This is a genomic window from Methylobacterium sp. NPDC080182 (genome assembly GCF_050281105.1).
Taxonomy (GTDB): domain Bacteria; phylum Pseudomonadota; class Alphaproteobacteria; order Rhizobiales; family Beijerinckiaceae; genus Methylobacterium.
On sequence record NZ_JBNNWO010000003.1, the window covers coordinates 420083 to 437964 of the forward strand.

16 protein-coding genes are annotated in these 17882 nt (G+C 73.9%); 8 read left to right on the forward strand and 8 right to left on the reverse strand.

Features of this window, described 5'->3' with window-relative positions; all coding sequences use genetic code 11:
- Positions 1–49: 49 nt before the first annotated feature.
- The gene (locus tag ACQKQD_RS08105; RefSeq protein ID WP_427508044.1) at positions 50–1036 is read right to left on the reverse strand and encodes a hypothetical protein; all 987 of its coding nucleotides are present in this window, start codon (positions 1034–1036) and stop codon (positions 50–52) included.
- A 199-nt stretch (positions 1037–1235) separates the two neighbouring features.
- Here ACQKQD_RS08105 and ACQKQD_RS08110 point away from each other — a divergent pair, with 199 nt between their 5' ends.
- The 4 genes from ACQKQD_RS08110 to ACQKQD_RS08125 all read left to right on the forward strand — a co-directional run bounded on the left by ACQKQD_RS08110 (position 1236) and on the right by ACQKQD_RS08125 (position 4693).
- Positions 1236–3251 carry a hypothetical protein gene (locus ACQKQD_RS08110; protein ID WP_427508045.1) on the forward strand — a complete coding sequence of 672 codons (2016 nt, stop codon included), beginning with the start codon at positions 1236–1238 and terminating at the stop codon, positions 3249–3251.
- A 97-nt stretch (positions 3252–3348) separates the two neighbouring features.
- A complete protein-coding gene (locus tag ACQKQD_RS08115) occupies positions 3349–3618 on the forward strand; it encodes a hypothetical protein (protein ID WP_020095199.1) in 270 nt (89 codons plus the stop codon).
- An 84-nt stretch (positions 3619–3702) separates the two neighbouring features.
- On the forward strand, positions 3703–3903 hold the full coding sequence (locus tag ACQKQD_RS08120) for a hypothetical protein (protein WP_020095200.1): 201 nt from the start codon (positions 3703–3705) through the stop codon (positions 3901–3903).
- A gap of 76 nt (positions 3904–3979) precedes the next feature.
- Positions 3980–4693 carry a YidB family protein gene (locus ACQKQD_RS08125; RefSeq protein ID WP_427508046.1) on the forward strand — a complete coding sequence of 238 codons (714 nt, stop codon included), beginning with the start codon at positions 3980–3982 and terminating at the stop codon, positions 4691–4693.
- 308 nt (positions 4694–5001) lie between these two features.
- Here ACQKQD_RS08125 and fabF read toward each other — a convergent pair whose 3' ends face one another.
- The 4 genes from fabF to fabD form a co-directional block, all read right to left on the reverse strand.
- Positions 5002–6264, reverse strand: a complete 1263-nt coding sequence (gene fabF / locus ACQKQD_RS08130; protein ID WP_132367551.1) for a beta-ketoacyl-ACP synthase II — start codon at positions 6262–6264, stop codon at positions 5002–5004.
- Between the two features lie 183 nt (positions 6265–6447).
- Entirely contained in the window at positions 6448–6687 is a 240-nt protein-coding gene (locus ACQKQD_RS08135; protein WP_007559070.1) for an acyl carrier protein, read from the reverse strand.
- A gap of 332 nt (positions 6688–7019) precedes the next feature.
- On the reverse strand, positions 7020–7757 hold the full coding sequence (gene fabG / locus ACQKQD_RS08140; RefSeq protein ID WP_056523896.1) for a 3-oxoacyl-[acyl-carrier-protein] reductase: 738 nt from the start codon (positions 7755–7757) through the stop codon (positions 7020–7022).
- A gap of 30 nt (positions 7758–7787) precedes the next feature.
- Positions 7788–8732 (reverse strand): ACP S-malonyltransferase, encoded by a 945-nt coding sequence (gene fabD, locus ACQKQD_RS08145; protein ID WP_091682547.1) that lies wholly within the window; start codon positions 8730–8732, stop codon positions 7788–7790.
- Between the two features lie 329 nt (positions 8733–9061).
- On the opposite strand from fabD, the gene rpoZ reads away from it, so the two are divergent.
- From rpoZ to ACQKQD_RS08160, 3 genes are all read left to right on the forward strand, one after another.
- Positions 9062–9472 (forward strand): DNA-directed RNA polymerase subunit omega, encoded by a 411-nt coding sequence (gene rpoZ, locus ACQKQD_RS08150; RefSeq protein WP_010685409.1) that lies wholly within the window; start codon positions 9062–9064, stop codon positions 9470–9472.
- A 205-nt stretch (positions 9473–9677) separates the two neighbouring features.
- On the forward strand, positions 9678–11951 hold the full coding sequence (locus ACQKQD_RS08155) for a RelA/SpoT family protein (RefSeq protein WP_427508099.1): 2274 nt from the start codon (positions 9678–9680) through the stop codon (positions 11949–11951).
- A 375-nt stretch (positions 11952–12326) separates the two neighbouring features.
- The gene (locus ACQKQD_RS08160; RefSeq protein ID WP_020095206.1) at positions 12327–12968 is read left to right on the forward strand and encodes an NYN domain-containing protein; all 642 of its coding nucleotides are present in this window, start codon (positions 12327–12329) and stop codon (positions 12966–12968) included.
- Positions 12969–12972: 4 nt separating this feature from the next.
- Here the strand turns inward: ACQKQD_RS08160 and ACQKQD_RS08165 are convergent, their stop codons facing one another.
- The 3 genes from ACQKQD_RS08165 to dapA form a co-directional block, all read right to left on the reverse strand.
- Positions 12973–13542 carry a peroxiredoxin gene (locus ACQKQD_RS08165; RefSeq protein ID WP_091980270.1) on the reverse strand — a complete coding sequence of 190 codons (570 nt, stop codon included), beginning with the start codon at positions 13540–13542 and terminating at the stop codon, positions 12973–12975.
- A 259-nt stretch (positions 13543–13801) separates the two neighbouring features.
- Positions 13802–14275 carry an SsrA-binding protein SmpB gene (gene smpB / locus ACQKQD_RS08170; protein WP_020095208.1) on the reverse strand — a complete coding sequence of 158 codons (474 nt, stop codon included), beginning with the start codon at positions 14273–14275 and terminating at the stop codon, positions 13802–13804.
- Between the two features lie 15 nt (positions 14276–14290).
- Entirely contained in the window at positions 14291–15190 is a 900-nt protein-coding gene (dapA, locus tag ACQKQD_RS08175) for a 4-hydroxy-tetrahydrodipicolinate synthase (protein WP_091682544.1), read from the reverse strand.
- A gap of 200 nt (positions 15191–15390) precedes the next feature.
- Between dapA and ACQKQD_RS08180 the strand changes: the two genes are divergently transcribed.
- Positions 15391–17751, forward strand: coding sequence for a transglycosylase SLT domain-containing protein (locus tag ACQKQD_RS08180; protein WP_427508047.1), 2361 nt, complete (start codon positions 15391–15393; stop codon positions 17749–17751).
- The last annotated feature ends 131 nt before the right edge of the window (positions 17752–17882 follow it).

Here is a 17882-nt window from a genome sequence, read left to right on the forward strand (position 1 = left end):
CACAGAAGGAACGGCAGCGGTTCGGCGCGGTTCCGGCCCCGGAGGCCGCTCAGAACCCCTGGCCGAGGCAGGCTTCGGCGAAGGGCCCGCCGCAGAGGTCGCCGGTCCGGACCGGCGCGGCCGCCGCGCCGCCGATCCCGGCACCGCCGATCGCCCCGCCGCCGGTCGGCAGGGTGCGGGCCGCCTGGGCGGGATCGTCCGCGGGCAGCCCGGGCGTCCCGGGGATCCCGGCGCCGCCCGTGCCGGCGCCGCCCGTCCCGGAAACCGTCGCGGCCGTGGCTCCACTCGCGGCCGTTCCGGTCCCGAGCCCGAACAGTCCGAACAGCCCGAACAGACCGCCGGGGGACAGGGTGGCACCCGTCGCGCCGATGCCCGACGCGGCCACGCCGCTGCCGAGACCGGCCGACGCGACGCCGGACGAGCCGGTCGCGAGCGAGGAGCCGAGGCTTCCGGCAGCGTTGAGACCCGTGCCAACACCTGCGCCGACACCTGCGCCGAGGCCGGCTCCCGAGAGCCCGGTGCCCAGGCCGGGGGACAGGCCCGACCCACCCCCGAGACCGCCCGTTCCGAGGGTCGGTGTCAGGAGGCTCCCCGCGGTCGAGCCCAGGCCCGTGCGGGACGCGCCGCTGAGGCCGCTGCGGGCACCGGTGGCGCCGATCGTCCCGCCGGTCCCGAGGGTCGTGCCGGTGACGCCGGCACCGCCGGTCGCGGTGGATCCCAGGCCGCCGAGCTGGCCCGCCCCGCCCGAACCGGCGGTCGTGGCGCCGAGCGTCGTCCCGGCCGAGAGGCCGCCCGACGCGCCGATGCGGCCGCCGCCACCGCCGCCGCCCCCGCCGAAGCTCAGCTGGCCGGCATTCACGAGGCCGCCGGTCTGCGCCGAGACGGTCGGGAACGGCCCGGTGGTGGAACTGCCGCCGAGGCTCAGCTGGCCCGGATTGGCGACGGGGGCGATCGGCTCAAGCGATGCCGACAGGCTCTGGGCCCCGGCCGGGACGGCGATCGCCGGCAGCAGGGCGGCGGCGAGGATGGATCGCATGGCACGCTCCTCAGCGGGGACGGGGTCTGGCTCGGAAACCGGAGGGCGTCCGGCCGGTTCCGGCGGCGCGGGGACGCGGCGCGGCGCTGACCCGTGGGAGAAAGGAGGCCGCCGGCCTTCATGCTGCCGGAAAGACGGTGTGCTCTCGGCACCGGATCCGCCTGCCCCCACGTCCCGACCCGCGCCCGAACCTGCGACCGTGCCGTTGCCCGAAACTCTCGCCCAAGGCCTGCGCGGCGCCGGCTGGCTCGCCGGCCTTCCGGCCCTCGCGCTGATCTGGGCGAGCGCGACCCTCTACGCCGCCCCGCGGATCGCCGACGGCCTCGCGGCGGAGGGCGCGGCGATCGCCGCCGGCACGGCCACCGCCACCGGCGAGCCGTGGCTGCGCCTGGAGGCCGTCGGGCGCGACCTCGTGGCCGCCGGCGAGGCGCCGGACGTCGCCGAGCGCGCCACCGTGCTGTCCCGCCTCGCGGCCCTCGACGGCCCGCGCCGCATCGTCTCCGAACTCGGCATCGTGGAGACCGCCGCGCCCTTCCAGTGGGCGGCGATCCGCACGGGTCAGAACCGGATCGCCCTCGAAGGCAGCCGCCCGGTGGAGATCGGCCGGCGGGCCCTGGAGGCGCGGATCACCGGCGCCCTCGATCCCGGCACCGGCCTCGACGACACCGCCCGGGCCGCCCGGGGCGCGCCGCCGGATTTCGCCGGCGCGGCCGCGTTCCTCGCGGCCCGGCTCTCCGGTCTCGCCAAGGGCGGGCGGGCGGCGCTCAGCGACACCGTGCTCAGCCTGTCGGGCGAGGCCCTCGACGTGCCGGCCTACGAGGCCCTGCGGGCCGCCCTGTCGGACCCGCCGGAGGGGTTCAGCGTCGGGCGGGTCGAGATCCTGCCCCCGAAGGTGGCCGCGTACCGGTTCGCCGTGGAGAAATCGGGCCGGGGCCTCGTCCTCGACGGCTTCGCCCCCTCGGCGGCCGACCGCGAGGCCGCCCTGCGCGCCGCCACCGAGGCCGCCGCGGGCGGCACCGTGGAGGACCGGCTCCTGGCCGCCCGGGGGCTCGACCCGGCGATCGACCCGAAGAGCCTCATCGCCTTCGCGTTCAAGCTCGCCGAGCTGATCCAGTCCGGGCAGGTCGTGTTCCGGGACGGGGCGGTCTCGGTGACCGGCGACGCCATCGACGGGCAGGCGCTCCCCGACGCCGAGGCGCTGATGCGCGACGGCCGGCCCGCCGGCGTGGCGGCCGGGCGGGTGGCGCTCACGGCGCGGCCGCTCTCGCCCTACCGGGTGGCGATCCGCCGGACTGCCGACGCCGTGACCCTCACCGGCCACCTGCCGGACGCGGCGACCCGGGAGCGGGTGCTGGCCGCCCTGCGCCCGCGCCTGTTCCGGGAGCCGGTCATCGACCGCACCCGCCTCGCCGACGGCGCCCCGCCGGATCTCGGGGACGCGCTGGCCGCCGCCGCCCCGCTGGTGACGAACCTCGCGGGCGGGACCGTCGCGGTCTCGGACCGCGCCGTGACGCTCACCGGCGAGAGCCTCTACCGGGAGGGCGCCGCGCGCACCCCCGACCGGCTCGCCGAGGCGCTGCCCCCGGGCTGGACCGGGCAGGCCAGCGTCACGGCCCGGGACGCGGCGGAGCGGCGCGACCCCGCCACCTGCCGCGCCGACTTCACCGCCGCCCTGGCGGGGACGGACCTGCACTTCCCCGCGGGCGGCGCCGTGCTGACGCCCGCCTTCTACCCGACCCTCGACGCGCTGGCCGCCCTGGCGAAGACCTGCCCGTCGCTGCGCGTCGCGGTCTCGGGCCCCGCCGACCCGGCGAAGCCGCCCGCGACCCCGGCCGCCGGACCGGCACCGGGGGAGGGCGCGACCGCCGAGCCGACCCGGGTCGCCGACGCCGCCAAGCCGGCCACACCCGCGCCGCCGGCCCCGGCGCCCAAGGAAGCCGCGACGCACGCGGCCAAAATCGCGGCCAAGGACGCGGCCAAGGACGCAACGAAGGATCGGAGCAAGGCGGGCGCGGCCAGGAAGGAGCCGGCCGCGCCCGGCAAGGCGGCGGCGAAGAAGCCCGCCGAGGCCCCCGACGAGCCGCCGGTCGACCTGCCGCGCCTGCGCGCCCAGGCGGTGGTGGAGTATCTCCTCCAGGCCGGAGCCCGGCCGGAGCAGGTCACGGCCGGGCCGGACGGGCCGGCCGGCCCCGTCGTCTTCGCGCTGCTGCCGTGAGGGAGATCCGCTCCGCCGCGCATCCGCCAGCCGGGCCGCGCCCATCCGCGCGCCCGGCCGCGCGCCACCATCGCGCCCGCAGGGAGGCCGGACGGCCGTGACGCTGCTGCTCGCCGGATTCTGGCCCGGGCTCGCCGGGGCGGCCGCGCTCGGCCTCGTGGTCGGCGCGCTGGTCGGCTGGCCGGACCGCCTCGCCGCCTCGCTGGGGCTCTGCGTGGTCGCGGGGCTCGTGGCCGCGGCGGCGATCGCCGGGTTCGTGCCGGGCCTGCCCGGCCTGTGGCTCGACGGCGCGGCCCTGATGCTGCCGGTCTACTGCGCGGCCTGCCTGCTCGGGGCGCTGGGACGCCGCCTCGCCGGCCGGACCTGACGGCGCGGGAACCTCTCCGCCCCCCGACGGCGTTTTTCCGGCAGAAAGGGCCCCAGGGCCCGCCCCGAACCCGGAGAGGCCGCGATGCCCAGGACCGTCGACCGTCCCCATCCCGCGCGACGCCGCGCCGTTCGCCTGCCGCGCCCCCGCGCCGGCGCCGCCGCCACCGGCCTGTTCCTGGCCGGACTGATCCTCTCGGCCGCGACGGTGCCGCTGGTCGAGCCCGCCGACGCCACGACCGGTGGCGGCACCGCGCAGGCGGCGCTCGCGACGCCGGCCCGCTGAGCGAGGCAACCCGCGCCCGCCCCGGAATGTTGTTCGCCCGGGCCCGTCCGGCCCGGGCCTACGGGGGGAGACGCGCATGGGACTGCTCGAATCGGCGATCGGCGGCGTGCTCGGTCAGGTGTTCGGCGGGCAGAAGCAGGGGTCCGGGGGTATGTCGCCCCTGGTCAAGGCACTCCTGATGCTCCTGCTGGCCAAGGGCGCCAGCGGCGGCTTCGGCGACATCTTCGGCCGCGGGCACCGGGGCGAGCCCGGCCCCGAGGCCGACCGCTCCGGCGGCGCCGGACCCTACGGGCGCGATCCCGGCCAGCACCCCGCCGATGCCGGCGGGCGCCGTCCTCCGGAAGAGGGTGGCGATATCGGCGGCTGGGACCAGTACGGCGGCCGCCGCGACGGCGGCTTGGGCGGGCCATCGGACCCGTCCCTGCCGCCCGGCGACTTCTCGGACCTCTCCGGCATGCTCGACGGCCCCGGCGACGCCCCGCCGCCGAGCCGCGCCACCCCGGACGGGCAGGGGGACCTCGGCGGCCTCGACGGGCTGGTCGACCGGTTCCGCCAGGGCGGCCTCGGCGACGTGATCGAGTCCTGGATCGGCCACGGCACCAACCGCCCGGTGGCCCCGGACCAGCTCGCCCGGGCGCTCGGCCCCGACACGGTGGACACCCTCCAGCAGCAGACCGGGATGGACCGCGAGACCCTGCTGTCGCAGCTCGCCCAGACGCTGCCGGAGGTGGTGCACACGCTCACGCCGCAGGGGCGGGTGCCGGGCGAGGCGGAGCGGCGGGGATGGTAGCCGAGCACGGGGTCAGGGGCCGCGCGGCGCGCCCGCCGCGGATCCCGATCACGCCGGCATCCTGAAGGGCCCGGGCGCTGCGCGCGCTCGAAGACGCCCGCCGTCGCGGATGCCGCGCGGGAGGTCAGGATCTCGGTGCGCGCGGGCTCTCGCCCGCAGCGCGCACGGATCCGGACCCAGCGACGCGGGTTTCGGGAGCAGCCTCGGCGGGCACGATCGCCCGTTCGGAGGCCGCATTCCGCATGTCGGACGGAAGTCGGAGCGTCGGGACGAGGTGCGGCCGGTGTCGCGGTCGGACGGCGACGCGCCTACGCGACCCGCCGCATCACCAGCGACGCGTTCGTCCCGCCGAACCCGAAGGAGTTCGACAGCACCACGTCGACCTGCTTGCGCTTGGCCTCGAACGGCACGAGGTCGATCTTGGTCTGGACGGAGGGGTTGTCGAGGTTGAGCGTCGGCGGGATGACGTTGTCGCGCAGCACTAGGATCGAGAAGATCGCCTCGACCGAGCCGGCGGCGCCCAGCAGGTGGCCGACCGAGCTCTTGGTGGACGACATGGTCGCGTTCGCGGCGGCGTCGCCCAGGAGGCGCTCCACGGCCTTCAGCTCCAGCTCGTCGCCCATGGGCGTCGAGGTGCCGTGGGCGTTGATGTAGCCGATCTCGGACGGGGAGATCCCGGCGCGCTTCACCGCGGCGGTCATGCAGCGGAAGGCGCCGTCGCCGTCCGGGGAGGGGGAGGTGATGTGGTAGGCGTCGCCCGAGAGGCCGTAGCCCACCACCTCGGCGTAGATCTTCGCGCCGCGGGCCTTGGCGTGCTCGTACTCCTCCAGCACCACGATGCCGGCACCCTCGCCCATGAGGAAGCCGTCGCGGTCGCGGTCGTAGGGGCGCGAGGCCTTCTCGGGCGTGTCGTTGAAGCCCGTGGTCAAGGCCCGGCAGGCGGAGAAGCCCGCGATCGACAGGCGGTTCACCGGCGATTCGGCGCCGCCCGCCACCATCACGTCGGCGTCGCCGAGCGCGATCAGGCGGCTCGCGTCGCCGATCGCGTGGGCGCCCGTGGAGCAGGCCGTGACCACGGCGTTGTTGGGGCCCTTGAGGCCGTGGGCGATCGAGACCTGGCCGGAGGCGAGGTTGATGATCCGGCCCGGGATGAAGAACGGCGAGATCCGGCGCGGGCCCTTCTCGTGCAGGGTCACGGAGGCGTCGTAGATGCCGCCGATGCCGCCGATGCCGGAGCCGATCAGCACGCCGGTGGCGCACTGGTCCTCGTGGCTCTTAGGAAGCCAGCCGGCATCCTTCAGGGCCTCGTCGGCCGCCGCCATCGCGTAGACGATGAACGGGTCGACCTTGCGCTGCTCCTTCACCTCCATCACGAGGTCGGGGTTGAAGGTGCCGTCGGTGCCGTCGCCGAACGGGACCTGCGCGGCGACCCGACAGGGCAGGTCGGCGGATTCGAAGCCGCGGATCGGGCCGGCGCCGCTGTCGCCCGCGATCAGCCGGCTCCAGGTGTGCTCCACCCCGCTGCCCAGCGGCGTGACCATCCCCAGACCCGTGACCACCACCCGCCGCATGTGCCCTGTCCCGTCTTGAGGCGCCGCCCCGCCGGCACCGCCGCGGTCGCGCATCGTCCTAACTCGCTCGGAGGCAGAATCGGTCCCTGCGGGACCCGTCACCACGCCGAGCCTTGAAACGCATAACGGCGCGGGGGCTGTTTCGCCTCACCCGCGCCGCGTCAAACCCGGTCCCCGGCGCCTTTAGGCGGCGGAGTTCTTCTCCAGGAACTTCACGGCGTCGCCGACCGTCTGGATGGTCTCGGCAGCGTCGTCCGGGATCTCGACGTTGAATTCCTCCTCGAAGGCCATGACCAGCTCGACCGTGTCGAGGCTGTCGGCACCGAGGTCGTCGATGAAGTTGGCGCTCTCGACCACCTTCTCGGGCTCGACGCCCAGGTGCTCGACGACGATCTTCTTCACGCGCTCAGCGATATCGCTCATCGGTCTTCCGTCCTCGTCCTTCTGGTCTGTCAGTCTTCTCGGGGTGGTGCCGTGGCCGCGTCGCGCCCCTGCGGGCTTGTTGTGACGGGCCGGTGTCCGATCGCGCGTGCTTCTGAGGTGAACCGGCGCGTGAGCCGGGACGCCCCCGCCGGAGGGCCTTGGACTGAAAACCCGCTGAACCGTCAACCCCCTGTACGGCTGCGGGGCGTGGTAGCACAGGGTTCCAGCCCTGGCGAGGGCCCGTTCAGAAAGCCTTCATGGGTGTGGCACTTGCGTGTCGGCGGGGGTGATTCGCGCGCCGTTCCCGCCGGCCGGGAACCGGTATACGCGCCCTAGTACATGGCCATCCCGCCATTCACGTGCAGCGTGTGGCCGGTGACGTAGCCCGCCTCCGCGGAGGCGAGGTAGAGGCAGGCCGCCGCGACCTCCGACCCCTCGCCGAGCCGCCCGGCGGGCACGCGGGCGAGGATGCCCTCGCGCTGCTTCTCGTTGAGGGCGTCGGTCATGGGCGAGCTGATGAAGCCCGGGGCGATACAGTTGACGGTGATTCCCCGCGAGGCGACCTCGGCGGCGAGCGCCTTGGTCATGCCCACGAGGCCGGCCTTGGCGGCGGCGTAGTTGCCCTGGCCGGGATTGCCGGTGCTGCCGACCACCGAGCCGATGTTGACGATCCGCCCGGAGCGGCGGCGCATCATGCCCTTCACGGCGGCCCGCGACAGGCGGAAGGCGGCGGTGAGGTTGACGGCGATCACCTGCTCCCACTCCTCGTCCTTCATCCGCATGAAGAGGTTGTCGCGGGTGATGCCGGCATTGTTCACGAGGATGTCGAGCGGGCCGATCGCGGCCTCGGCGGCCGGGACGAGGCCCTCGACCGAGTCCTTGTCGGACAGGTCGGCCGCGACGGGGCTGGCGCGCTCGCCGAGTTCGGCGGCGAGCGCCTCCAGGGCCGCGGGCCGCGTGCCCGAGAGCGCCACGGCGGCGCCCTGCGCGTGCAGGGCCCGGGCGATCGCCTGGCCGAGGCCGCCGGTCGCGCCGGTGACGAGGGCCTTGCGGCCGGTGAGGTCGAACATGCGGGACTCCGTCGGATCAGAGCGCGCGGATCAGAGCGCGAAGGCGGCGACGTCGGCGGGGGTGCCGATTGCGGCGGCGCTCGCCTGGGGGGCGACGCGCTTGACGAGGCCGGTCAGCACCTTCCCGGCGCCGAGCTCGTAGAACCGGTCGACGCCGGAGGCCGCCATGGCGGCGACGCTCTCGCGCCAGCGCACGGTGCCGGTGACCTGCTCGACCAGGGCCGCGCGGATCGCCTCCGGATCGGTGACCGGGGCGGCCGCGACGTTGGCGTAGAGGGTGACGCGCGGGGCCGCCAGCGCGACCTCGGCGAGCGCCCGGGCCATGGCCTCGGCGGCCGGGGCCATCAGGCGGCAGTGGAACGGCGCCGAGACGTTGAGCATCACGGCGCGCTTGATCCCGCGGCCGGTGGCGATGCCGACGGCGCGCTCCACGGCCGCGCGGTCGCCGGAGAGAACCACCTGGCCGCCGCCGTTGTCGTTGGCGACGTCGCAGACCGCGCCGTCGCCGGCCTCGTCGGCCGCCGCCTCGGCGACGGACCGGGCGGCCTCGAGATCGGTGCCGATCAGCGCCGCCATGGCGCCGGCGCCCGGCGCGACGGCCGCCTGCATGGCCTCGCCGCGCAGGCGCAGCAGCCTGGCGGCGTCCGCGACGGTGAGGCTGCCCGCGGCCGCGAGCGCGGCGTACTCGCCGAGCGAGTGGCCGGCCACGCAGGCGACGTCGCGCCCGAGGTCGAGGCCGCGCTCGGCCTCCAGCACGCGCAGCACCGCGAGGCTCGCCGCCATCAGGGCCGGCTGGGCGTTGGTCGTGAGGGTCAGCGCCTCGACCGGCCCCTCGAACATCAGCCGCGACAGGTTCTCGCCCAGGGCGGCGTCGACCTCGTCGAGCACGGCCCGGGCCTGCGGGAAGGCCTCGGCGAGGTCCCGCGCCATGCCGACCGCCTGGCTGCCCTGGCCCGGAAAGATGAGTGCGCGCATGTTGCGTCCTGGTCGCCGGCGCCGCGCGGCGCGCGAGCGCCGCCCGTGTCGGCCGAAACTCTGGAATGGCGCGCGCACTCGCACCCGCGGCGCCGGGTGTCAACAATGCGCCGCACCATGATGCCGCAGCGACGCGGTCCTCCGGCCCCTCGGCGTTCGGCCCCTCGGCGTCCGGCCCGACCGGACCGGCACGCGCGCCGGACGCGCGCCGGGTTCGCGCCGGACGCGCGCGCCGCGCAACCCGCTGTGCTTGTTGCACAACGGCATCCGGTGTAGAGTGGCGCCATACCCGACATCACCCGTCGCTCAAGCCCAAGGAGCCGCCCCGCATGGCGCGCGTCACCGTCGAAGACTGCATCGAGAAGGTCGAGAACCGCTTCGAGCTGGTGCTGCTGGCGAGCCACCGGGCCCGCCTCCTGGCCGCCGGCGCCCCGCTGACCATCGACCGCGACCGCGACAAGAACCCGGTCGTGGCCCTGCGCGAGATCGGCGACGAGACCATCACGGCCGACGACCTCAAGGAGCAGCTGATCCACTCGATGCAGAAGTACGTCGAGGTGGACGAGCCCGAGGCCGAGACCGTGCCGCTGCTGTCGAGCTCGCCGGCCGCCGCCGCGGTGGCGCCGCAATCCTCCAGCGACGACGCGGCGGTCCAGTTCGACCGCATGAGCGAGGAGGACCTGCTGCGCGGCCTCGAGAACCTCGCCCCGCCGGTCGAGACCGACGACGAGGGCGAGTGAGCCTGGACACGTGGGCCTGGATGGGCGCGACCTGACAGAGACCGGACCCGGCGGAGACGCCGGGTTCTCTCGTTCCGTGGCCGGCCCGCCGGCATCCGGCGCGGCCCCGCCGCCGGGGGCTGGCGCCGTCCCGGCGGTTGCGGAACAATCGCGCGTGATCCAGACCCCGCGCACGACCCCGGACGCGCCGGCCCCGTCCCGGCGGATGATGCGCCAGTACGAGCTCGTCGAGCGGGTCAAGCGCTACAACCCGGCCGCCGACGAGGCGCTGCTCAACCGCGCCTACGTGTACGCCATGCAGGCGCACGGCACGCAGAAGCGCGCCTCGGGCGATCCGTTCTTCGCCCACCCCCTCGAGGTGGCGGCGATCCTCACGGACCTCCACCTCGACGACGCCACCATCGTGGCCGCGGTGCTGCACGACACCGTCGAGGACACCGAGGCGACGCTCGAGGAGATCCGCCGGCTGTTCGGGCCGGAGATCGGCGCCCTGGTCGACGGCCTGACCAAGCTCAAGCGCCTCGACCTCGTCTCCAAGCAGGCCGCGCAGGGCGAGAACTTCCGCAAGCTGCTGCTCGCGGTCGCGGCGGATGTCCGCGTGCTGCTGGTCAAGCTCGCCGACCGCCTGCACAACATGCGGACCCTCCAGCACATGCGCGACGACAAGCGTCGGCGCATCGCGCAGGAGACCCTGGACATCTACGCGCCGCTCGCCGGCCGCATGGGCATGCAGGAGCTGCGCGAGGAGCTGGAGGATCTGGCCTTCCGCAACCTGGAGCCGGAGGTCTACGCCACCATCACCCAGCGCCTGACGCGGCTCTCCGCTAAGTCCGAGAGCGTCGTCGAGACCATCGCGCAGGTGCTCACCGAGAAGCTCGGCGCGCAGGGGATCACCGCCGAGGTCAGCGGCCGGCAGAAGCGCCCGTTCTCGATCTGGTCGAAGATGGAGCGCAAGTCCGTCGCCTTCGAGCAGCTCTCCGACATCTTCGGCTTCCGCGTGGTCGTCGACACCGTGCAGGATTGCTACGCGGCGCTCGGCATCGTCCACACCAGCTGGCCGATGGTTCCGGGCCGGTACAAGGACTACGTCTCGACCCCGAAGCAGAACGATTACCGCTCGATCCACACCACGGTGATCGGGCCGAAGAGCCAGCGCGTCGAGCTGCAGATCCGCACCCGCGCCATGGACGACATCGCCGAGTACGGCATCGCCGCGCACGCCCATTACAAGGAGATCGGCACCGAGCTGGTGAAGGACCCGGCCCGCGCCGAGGGCAGCGTGCATCCGCGGCTCGCCGCGGAGAGCGGCGCCTACCAGTGGCTGCGCCGGACCATCGAGCTCCTCGCCGAGGGCGACAGCCCCGAGGAGTTCCTGGAGCACACCAAGTTGGAGCTGTTCCAGGACCAGGTGTTCTGCTTCACCCCGAAGGGCCGGCTGATCGCCCTGCCGCGCGGCGCGACGCCGATCGACTTCGCCTACGCGGTCCACACCGACGTCGGCAATACCGCGGTGGGCGCCAAGATCAACGGCCGGATGGCGCCGCTGCTGCACGAACTCGCCAACGGCGACGAGGTCGAGATCAGCCGCTCCGACGGGGCCTCGCCCCCGGCGGCCTGGGAGTCCCTCGTGGTGACCGGCAAGGCCCGCGCGGCGATCCGGCGGGCGACCCGCACCGCCGTGCGGCGGCAATATGCCGGCCTCGGACGGCAGATCCTGGACCGGGCCTTCGAGCGCGCCGCCAAGACCTTCTCGGAGGACAAGCTCCGGGGCGCCCTGCCGCGGCTCGCCCGCGCGACGACCGAGGACGTGTTCGCCGCCGTGGGGCGGGGCGAGATGTTCTCGGGCGACGTCGTCCGCGCCGTCTATCCCGACCACCGCGACGAGCGCCGGCCCTCCGCCGCGCAGGGCGCCGCCAGCGGCGCCGGCCGGCTCGTGCGCTCCTCCGACCAGACCATGCGGCTGACCTTCCCGGGCGCCGAGGGCGGCAAGGAGGGCGACAAGGAGGGGGAGGACGCGGATCGCAGCGACGCCATCCCGATCCGCGGCCTCGCGGGCGACCTGCCGGTCACCTTCGCGCCGAACGGCGGTGCGGTCCCGGGCGACCGGATCGTCGGCATCCTGACCCCCGGCGTCGGCGTGACGGTCTACCCGATCCAGTCGGCGGCACTCGCGGCCTTCGACAACGAGCCGGAGCGCTGGCTCGACGTCCGCTGGGACACGGAGGCGCTCGGCGGCGAGCGCTTCCCCGCCCGGCTGGCGCTCAAGTCGATCAACGAGCCCGGGGTGTTCGCCCAGATCGCCCAGGTGATCGCCGACCACGACGGCAACATCGACAACATCTCGATGAAGCGGCGAACCCAGGACTTCACCGACATCACCATCGACCTGTCGGTCTGGGATCTCCAGCATCTCAACGCGATCATCGCCGAACTGCGCGGCAAGCGCCCGGTCAACAGCGTCGAGCGCGTGAACGGCTGAGGTCGACGGGCGCGGCGCGCGGCGCGCGGCGCGCGGCGCATCTGAGGTTTACAGGATCAACTTACGTAAACCACCGTTTTCACGACGAAGCCCTGTCGTGGTCAATTAATCCGCCCCGAGAGTTCAGTTTTTCACGACCGCACAATCCCGTGCTCTGCTTGACACGGACCCGTTTGAAACGAATGGTCCGGCGGACGGGGCGTCGGTGGCGCGGGTCATCGACCGCGCCGGTCCACCCCGGTTTGCAGAGCGCGGCGGCCGCGATCGCGGCGCACCGTCCCGGCCACGCGCCCCGGCCTTTCGCCCCGGGCGAACCCTGACCGATTGTTCAGACGATTTCCTGTCACCCACGATTTTTCGGGACCTGACCTGTTCATGCCAGTCACCCAGCGCAGCGCCATCTTCATCGACGGCGCCAACCTCTACGCCACCACCAAGGCCCTCGGTTTCGACATCGACTACAAGAAACTGCTCAAGGAATTTCAGTCGCGAGAGAACCTCCTGCGGGCATTCTACTACACGGCCATGATCGAGGATCAGGAATACTCCTCGATCCGGCCGCTGATCGACTGGCTCGACTACAACGGCTACCGCGTCGTGACCAAGCCCGTGAAGGAGTTCACGGACTCGATGGGGCGGCGGAAGTACAAGGGCAACATGGACATCGAGCTGGCGATCGACGCCCTCGAGCTCAGCCCGCACATCGACCACATGATCCTGTTCTCCGGCGACGGCGATTTCCGCTCGCTCGTCGAGGCGATGCAGCGGCGCGGCGTGAAGGTGACGGTGATCTCCACGATCCAGACCCAGCCGGCGATGATCTCCGACGAGCTGCGGCGGCAGGCCGACGAGTTCGTCGACCTCGCGAGCCTCGCGGGCCGGATCGGGCGCGAGCCCGGCGAGCGCCCGGCGCGGGCCTCCGGCGAGGCGCCGACCCGCTACCGCGGGGAGGGAAGGGCCAATCCGGGCCTGGAGAACCGCTACGGCATCCGCCAGCCGGAGGCCGAGGAGGAGTAGCGCCTCAGGCGCTGCCCCCGTCGAGCCAGTCGAGGACCTGCCGGGCGCTCCGGTCCGGCGGGAAGACCGGATAGAACAGCTCGCTCACGACGCCGTCGTCGATCACCAGGGTGAGGCGGCGCAGCAGCACCTGCCCGCCGGCCTCGAAGGTGGGCAGGCGCGCCGCCATCGCGAAGGCCCGGTGCGGATCGGCCAGCAGCGGGAAGGGCAGGCGCAGGCGCTCGGCCGCCTCCCGCTGGTAGGCGCTCGTCTGGGTCGAGAGGCCGAAGACCTGGGCGACGCCTCGGGCCGTCAGCGCGGCGTGGTGATCGCGGAAATCGCAGGCCTGCGGCGTGCAGCCCCGGGCGCCGGGAATGGCGTCCCAGTCGGGCGTCAGACCCGGCCGGCCCGGCTCGCCGGTGCGCGGGTAGGCGTAGGTCACGGTGCGGCCCGGCAGCCGCGCCAGCGAGACCGTGCGGCCGTTGGTGGCGGTGAGCGCCACGTCGGGCAGGCGCATCCCGCGCAGATGATCGGCCGCGCCGTCGTCGACGGGGACCGGCAGGTCGTCGGGCAGGGTATCGTGGGTGGAGGGCATAGGTCGCTCCGCAGGATCGCAGGCTCGGGACGCGGCACCGGCTAATCCGGGATCTTGTGACATCGCGCGGTCAGCGCAAGGCGAGCGCATCACGGCCTGCGCGCGCCCCCCCCCCTGTCGGAACGATCGTCTTTGCGAGCGGAGCGAAGCAATCCAGGAGCGCCGCGTCTTCAGACGTCGCGCTGCCCTGGGTCACTTCGCTGCGCTCGTGATGACGGCGCGGAAGGTCGCCCCTGAGAGGCGTCCTGCGCGCCCGGCCTCAGCCCCGGTCGCGCAGCAGCCGCGCCCGGTCGCGCTGCCAGTCGCGCTCCTTGACCGCCTCGCGCTTGTCGTGGGCCTGCTTGCCCTTGCCGAGGCCGAGCTCGACCTTCGCCCGCCCTTTGTCGTTGAAGTAGATCTTCAGCGGCACCACCGTGTAGCCCTGGCGCTGGGTCGCGCCGATCAGCTTGTTGATCTGGCGGCGGTGCAGCAGCAGGCGGCGCGGGCGCTTGGTGTCGTGGTTGAAGCGGTTCGCCTCCAGGTATTCCGGGATGTAGGCGTTGAACAGCATCAGGTCGTTGCCGGAGGGTCCGGCATAGGCCTCGCCGATCGTCGCCTTGCCGCCGCGCAGGGATTTCACCTCGGTGCCGGTCAGCGCGATGCCGGCCTCGAGCGTGTCCTCGATCGTGTAGTGATAGCGCGCGGCGCGGTTGTCGGCGACGATGCGCCGACTGGGCTCCGGTTTCGGGGCCATGATGCGTGACTTCCCTCAGTCGACCAGCAGGCCGGCGTGGCGCAGGGCGTCGTCGACGATGCGCTTGGTGGGCTCGGTCACCGGCACCAGCGGCAGGCGCAGCTCGTCGGTCATGTGGCCGAGCCGCGACAGCGCGTACTTCACCGGCGCCGGGTTGGCCTCGGCGAACAGGCCCGTCTGCAGGGGGAACAGCCTGTCCTGGAGGGTCAGCGCCCTGGCGTAGTCGCCGGCGAGCGTCGCCTCCTGCAGGTCGGCGCAGAGGCGCGGGGCGACATTCGCCACCACCGAGATGCAGCCGTGGCCGCCGTGGGCGTTGTAGCCGAGCGCCGTCGCATCTTCGCCCGAAAGCTGGATGAAGCTCGCGCCCATGGCCTGACGCTGCTGGCTGACGCGATCGATCTTGGCGGTCGCGTCCTTCACGCCGGCGATGTTCTTCAACTCGAAGAGCCGGGCCATCGTCTCGACACTCATGTCGACGACGGAGCGCGGCGGGATGTTGTAGATGATGATCGGGATGCCGACCGCGTCGTTGACGGCCTTGAAGTGGGCGTAGAGGCCCGCCTGCGTCGGCTTGTTGTAGTACGGCGTCACAACCAGGACGGCGTCGGCGCCCGCGCGCTCGGCGTGCTGCGCCCGCTCGACCGCCTCGGCGGTGGAGTTGGAGCCCGCGCCCGCCACGACCGGCACGCGCCCGCCCGCCTCGTCGATGCAGGCCTCGACCACCCGGTCGTGCTCGGAATGGGTCAGGGTCGGGCTCTCGCCGGTGGTGCCGGTGGGCACGAGGCCGTGGCTGCCCTGCTCGATCTGCCAGCGCACGAACTTCCGGAAGGCGGCCTCGTCGAAGGCCCCGTCGCGGAAGGGCGTCACAAGCGCGGTGAGCGAGCCCCGCAGGCGGCTCCCGGTCATCTCGGTCATCTCAGGCGTCCCAAAGGGTCCCAGCTGGGATTTCGGCGGTCTCGGCGCCGCGCGTGGTCCGCATCGTACGGGCACGGACCGGCAGACATAGGCGGTCGCGTCACGGCGCGCAAACAGATCGTGGGGACGGTTAACGCGATCTTAATGGTCACGGCCCGATCCTCGACCTTTCCCGCTCCGGTGATCAGTAGGGGGGAATCGTGATCCGACCCGCGGCCTCGCATCCGGCCCCGAAGCGCACGTCCCTCACCGCCGCCGCGCTCGTCGCCACCGTCGGCGTGGCGCTCGCCGGCCCGGCCGGCCAAGCCGGCCAAGCCGGCATCGACGCGCCCGCGACGCCGCCGGCCACGCAGCCAGCGACACAGCCCGCGCCGCCGGCGAGCGACGCCGCCCTCTCGACCGCCCAGGTCCGAGGCGCGCAGGCCGTGAAGGCGAGCGACCCTGTCGCGGCCGACGCCCTGAAGCTCGACCCGGTCCACGCCTCGAGCGGCGACGACAAGGGCGAGGAGCCCGCCCGGACGCTGCCGGCCGCGGCCTCGGCCTACGCCTCCGCGGACCCCGACGCCCCAGTGGCCTTCCCGCTGCCGGACGCCGCGGTCACCCCGGCGGCCCCGGTGCCCGAGGTGCCGGATCCCGCGCGCCCGAAGATCTCCGGCGACACCGACCCGACGCTGCTGCGCGGCGCCATCGACCTCTACCGCAAGGGCCGCGTCGCCGACGGCGACCGGATGCGCGAGGGCTTCACCGACCCGGCCGCGAAGGCGCTGCTCGAATGGGTGGCGATCCGCGCGGGCGCCGGGATCGGCTTCAACCGCACCGTGGCCTTCGTCCGGGCCAATCCGGACTGGCCGGCCGGTCCGCTGCTGCGCCGCCGGGCCGAGGAGGCGCTGCTCTCCGAGAAGAAGGCGCCCGCGACGGTCCGGGCCTACTTCGCCACGGCGAAGCCGGTGAGCGCGCCGGGCAAGTTCGCCCTGGCGCTGGCCCTGCGCGCCGACGGCTGCGACGCCGACGCCGCCGAGATGGTCCGAGACCTCTGGCGCACCGAGAGCTTCGGGCGGAGCCTGGAAGCGAAGGTGCTCGACGCCTTCCCGGACGCGCTGACCCGGGTCGACCACCGCTACCGGATGGAGCGGGCGCTCCTGAAGGACGACTGGGAGAGCGCCGGCCGGGCCGCCGGCTACGCGGGCGGCGCCTATGCCAGCCTCGTGCGCGCCCGCCGGGCCGTGGAGGACAAGTCCTCGGGCGCCGCGGCCGCGCTCGCCGCGGTGCCGCCGTCGCTGCGCAGCGACGCGTCCTACATCTTCTCCCGGGCGCAGTATCTCCGCCGGGCCGACAAGGCCGAAGCCGCCGCCGCCGTGCTCGCGACGGCGCCGAGCAACCCGGACGTGCTGGTCGACGGCGACGAGTGGTGGATCGAGCGCCGGATCGTGGCGCGCAAGCTCCTCGACCTCGGCGATGCCAAGACCGCCTACGCGGTGGCGAGCCAGCCGGCGGCGCGCTCGCCCGAGAAGCGTATCGAGGCCGAGTTCCACGCCGGCTGGATCGCGCTCCGCTTCGCCGGCGATCCCGCCGCCGCCGCGCAGCATTTCGCCCGGGTGGCGGCGATCGCCGAGAGCCCGATCTCGGTGGCGCGGGCCGCCTACTGGCAGGGACGGGCGGCCGAGGCGCTCGGCCAGTCGGAGGAGGCGAAGCGCTTCTACGAGCGCGCCGCCCTGCAGCCGATCGCCTATTACGGCCAGGTGGCCCGGGCCCGGCTCGGCCAGACCAGCCTGCCCCTGCGGGCGCCGGCCGACCTCGAGGGCGCGGAGCGCCAGGCCTTCGACGGGCGGCTCTCCATCCGCGCCCTGCGCCTGCTCGGCGAGGCCGGGATCAAGGAGCTGGCCCTGCCGCTCTACATCGACGCCGCCCGGGACCTCTCGGACCCGCGCGAGCTCCAGGCGCTCGGCGACCTCGCCACCGACATGAAGGACGCCCGCGCCCTGGTGGCGATCGGCAAGCTCGCGGTCCAGCGCGGCCTGCCGCTCGACGCCCACGCCTACCCGACGATCGGCATTCCCACCTACGAGACCTTCACGGCGGTCCCGCAGGTCGAGCGGGCCATGGTCTACGCCATCGCCCGCCAGGAGAGCCAGTTCGACCCGCGCGCCCAGTCGGGCGTCGGCGCAAGGGGGCTGATGCAGATGATGCCGGCCACCGCCCAGCGCACCGCCCGCCGGGTCTCGACCGCCTTCGACGTCGACCGCCTGACCAGCGACCCCGCCTACTGCGCGAGGCTCGGCCAGGCCCATCTCGGCGAGCTGATGGAGGATTGGCGCGGCTCCTACGTGCTCGCCTTCGCCTCCTACAACGCGGGCGGCGGCAACGTGAAGAAGTGGATCGACGCCTACGGCGACCCGCGCAAGGGCGACGTCGACGTGATCGACTGGGTGGAGCGCATCCCCTTCACGGAGACGCGCAACTACGTGCAGCGGGTCATGGAGAACCTGCAGGTCTACCGCTCGCGGCTCGACAGCCGCAGCGCCCTGCTGATCGAGGGCGACCTCCACCGCGGCGCGCGGTAGGCCGCCCGGACGCGGCGCGGGTGCCCTCTCCCGAGCGGGAGAGGGGGCGCGACACGCACTCGACGCACGAGACCCTCCCGTTCGCGCCGCGGCCACGCGATGCCGACACCCGTTTTCCCCACACCCCGCTC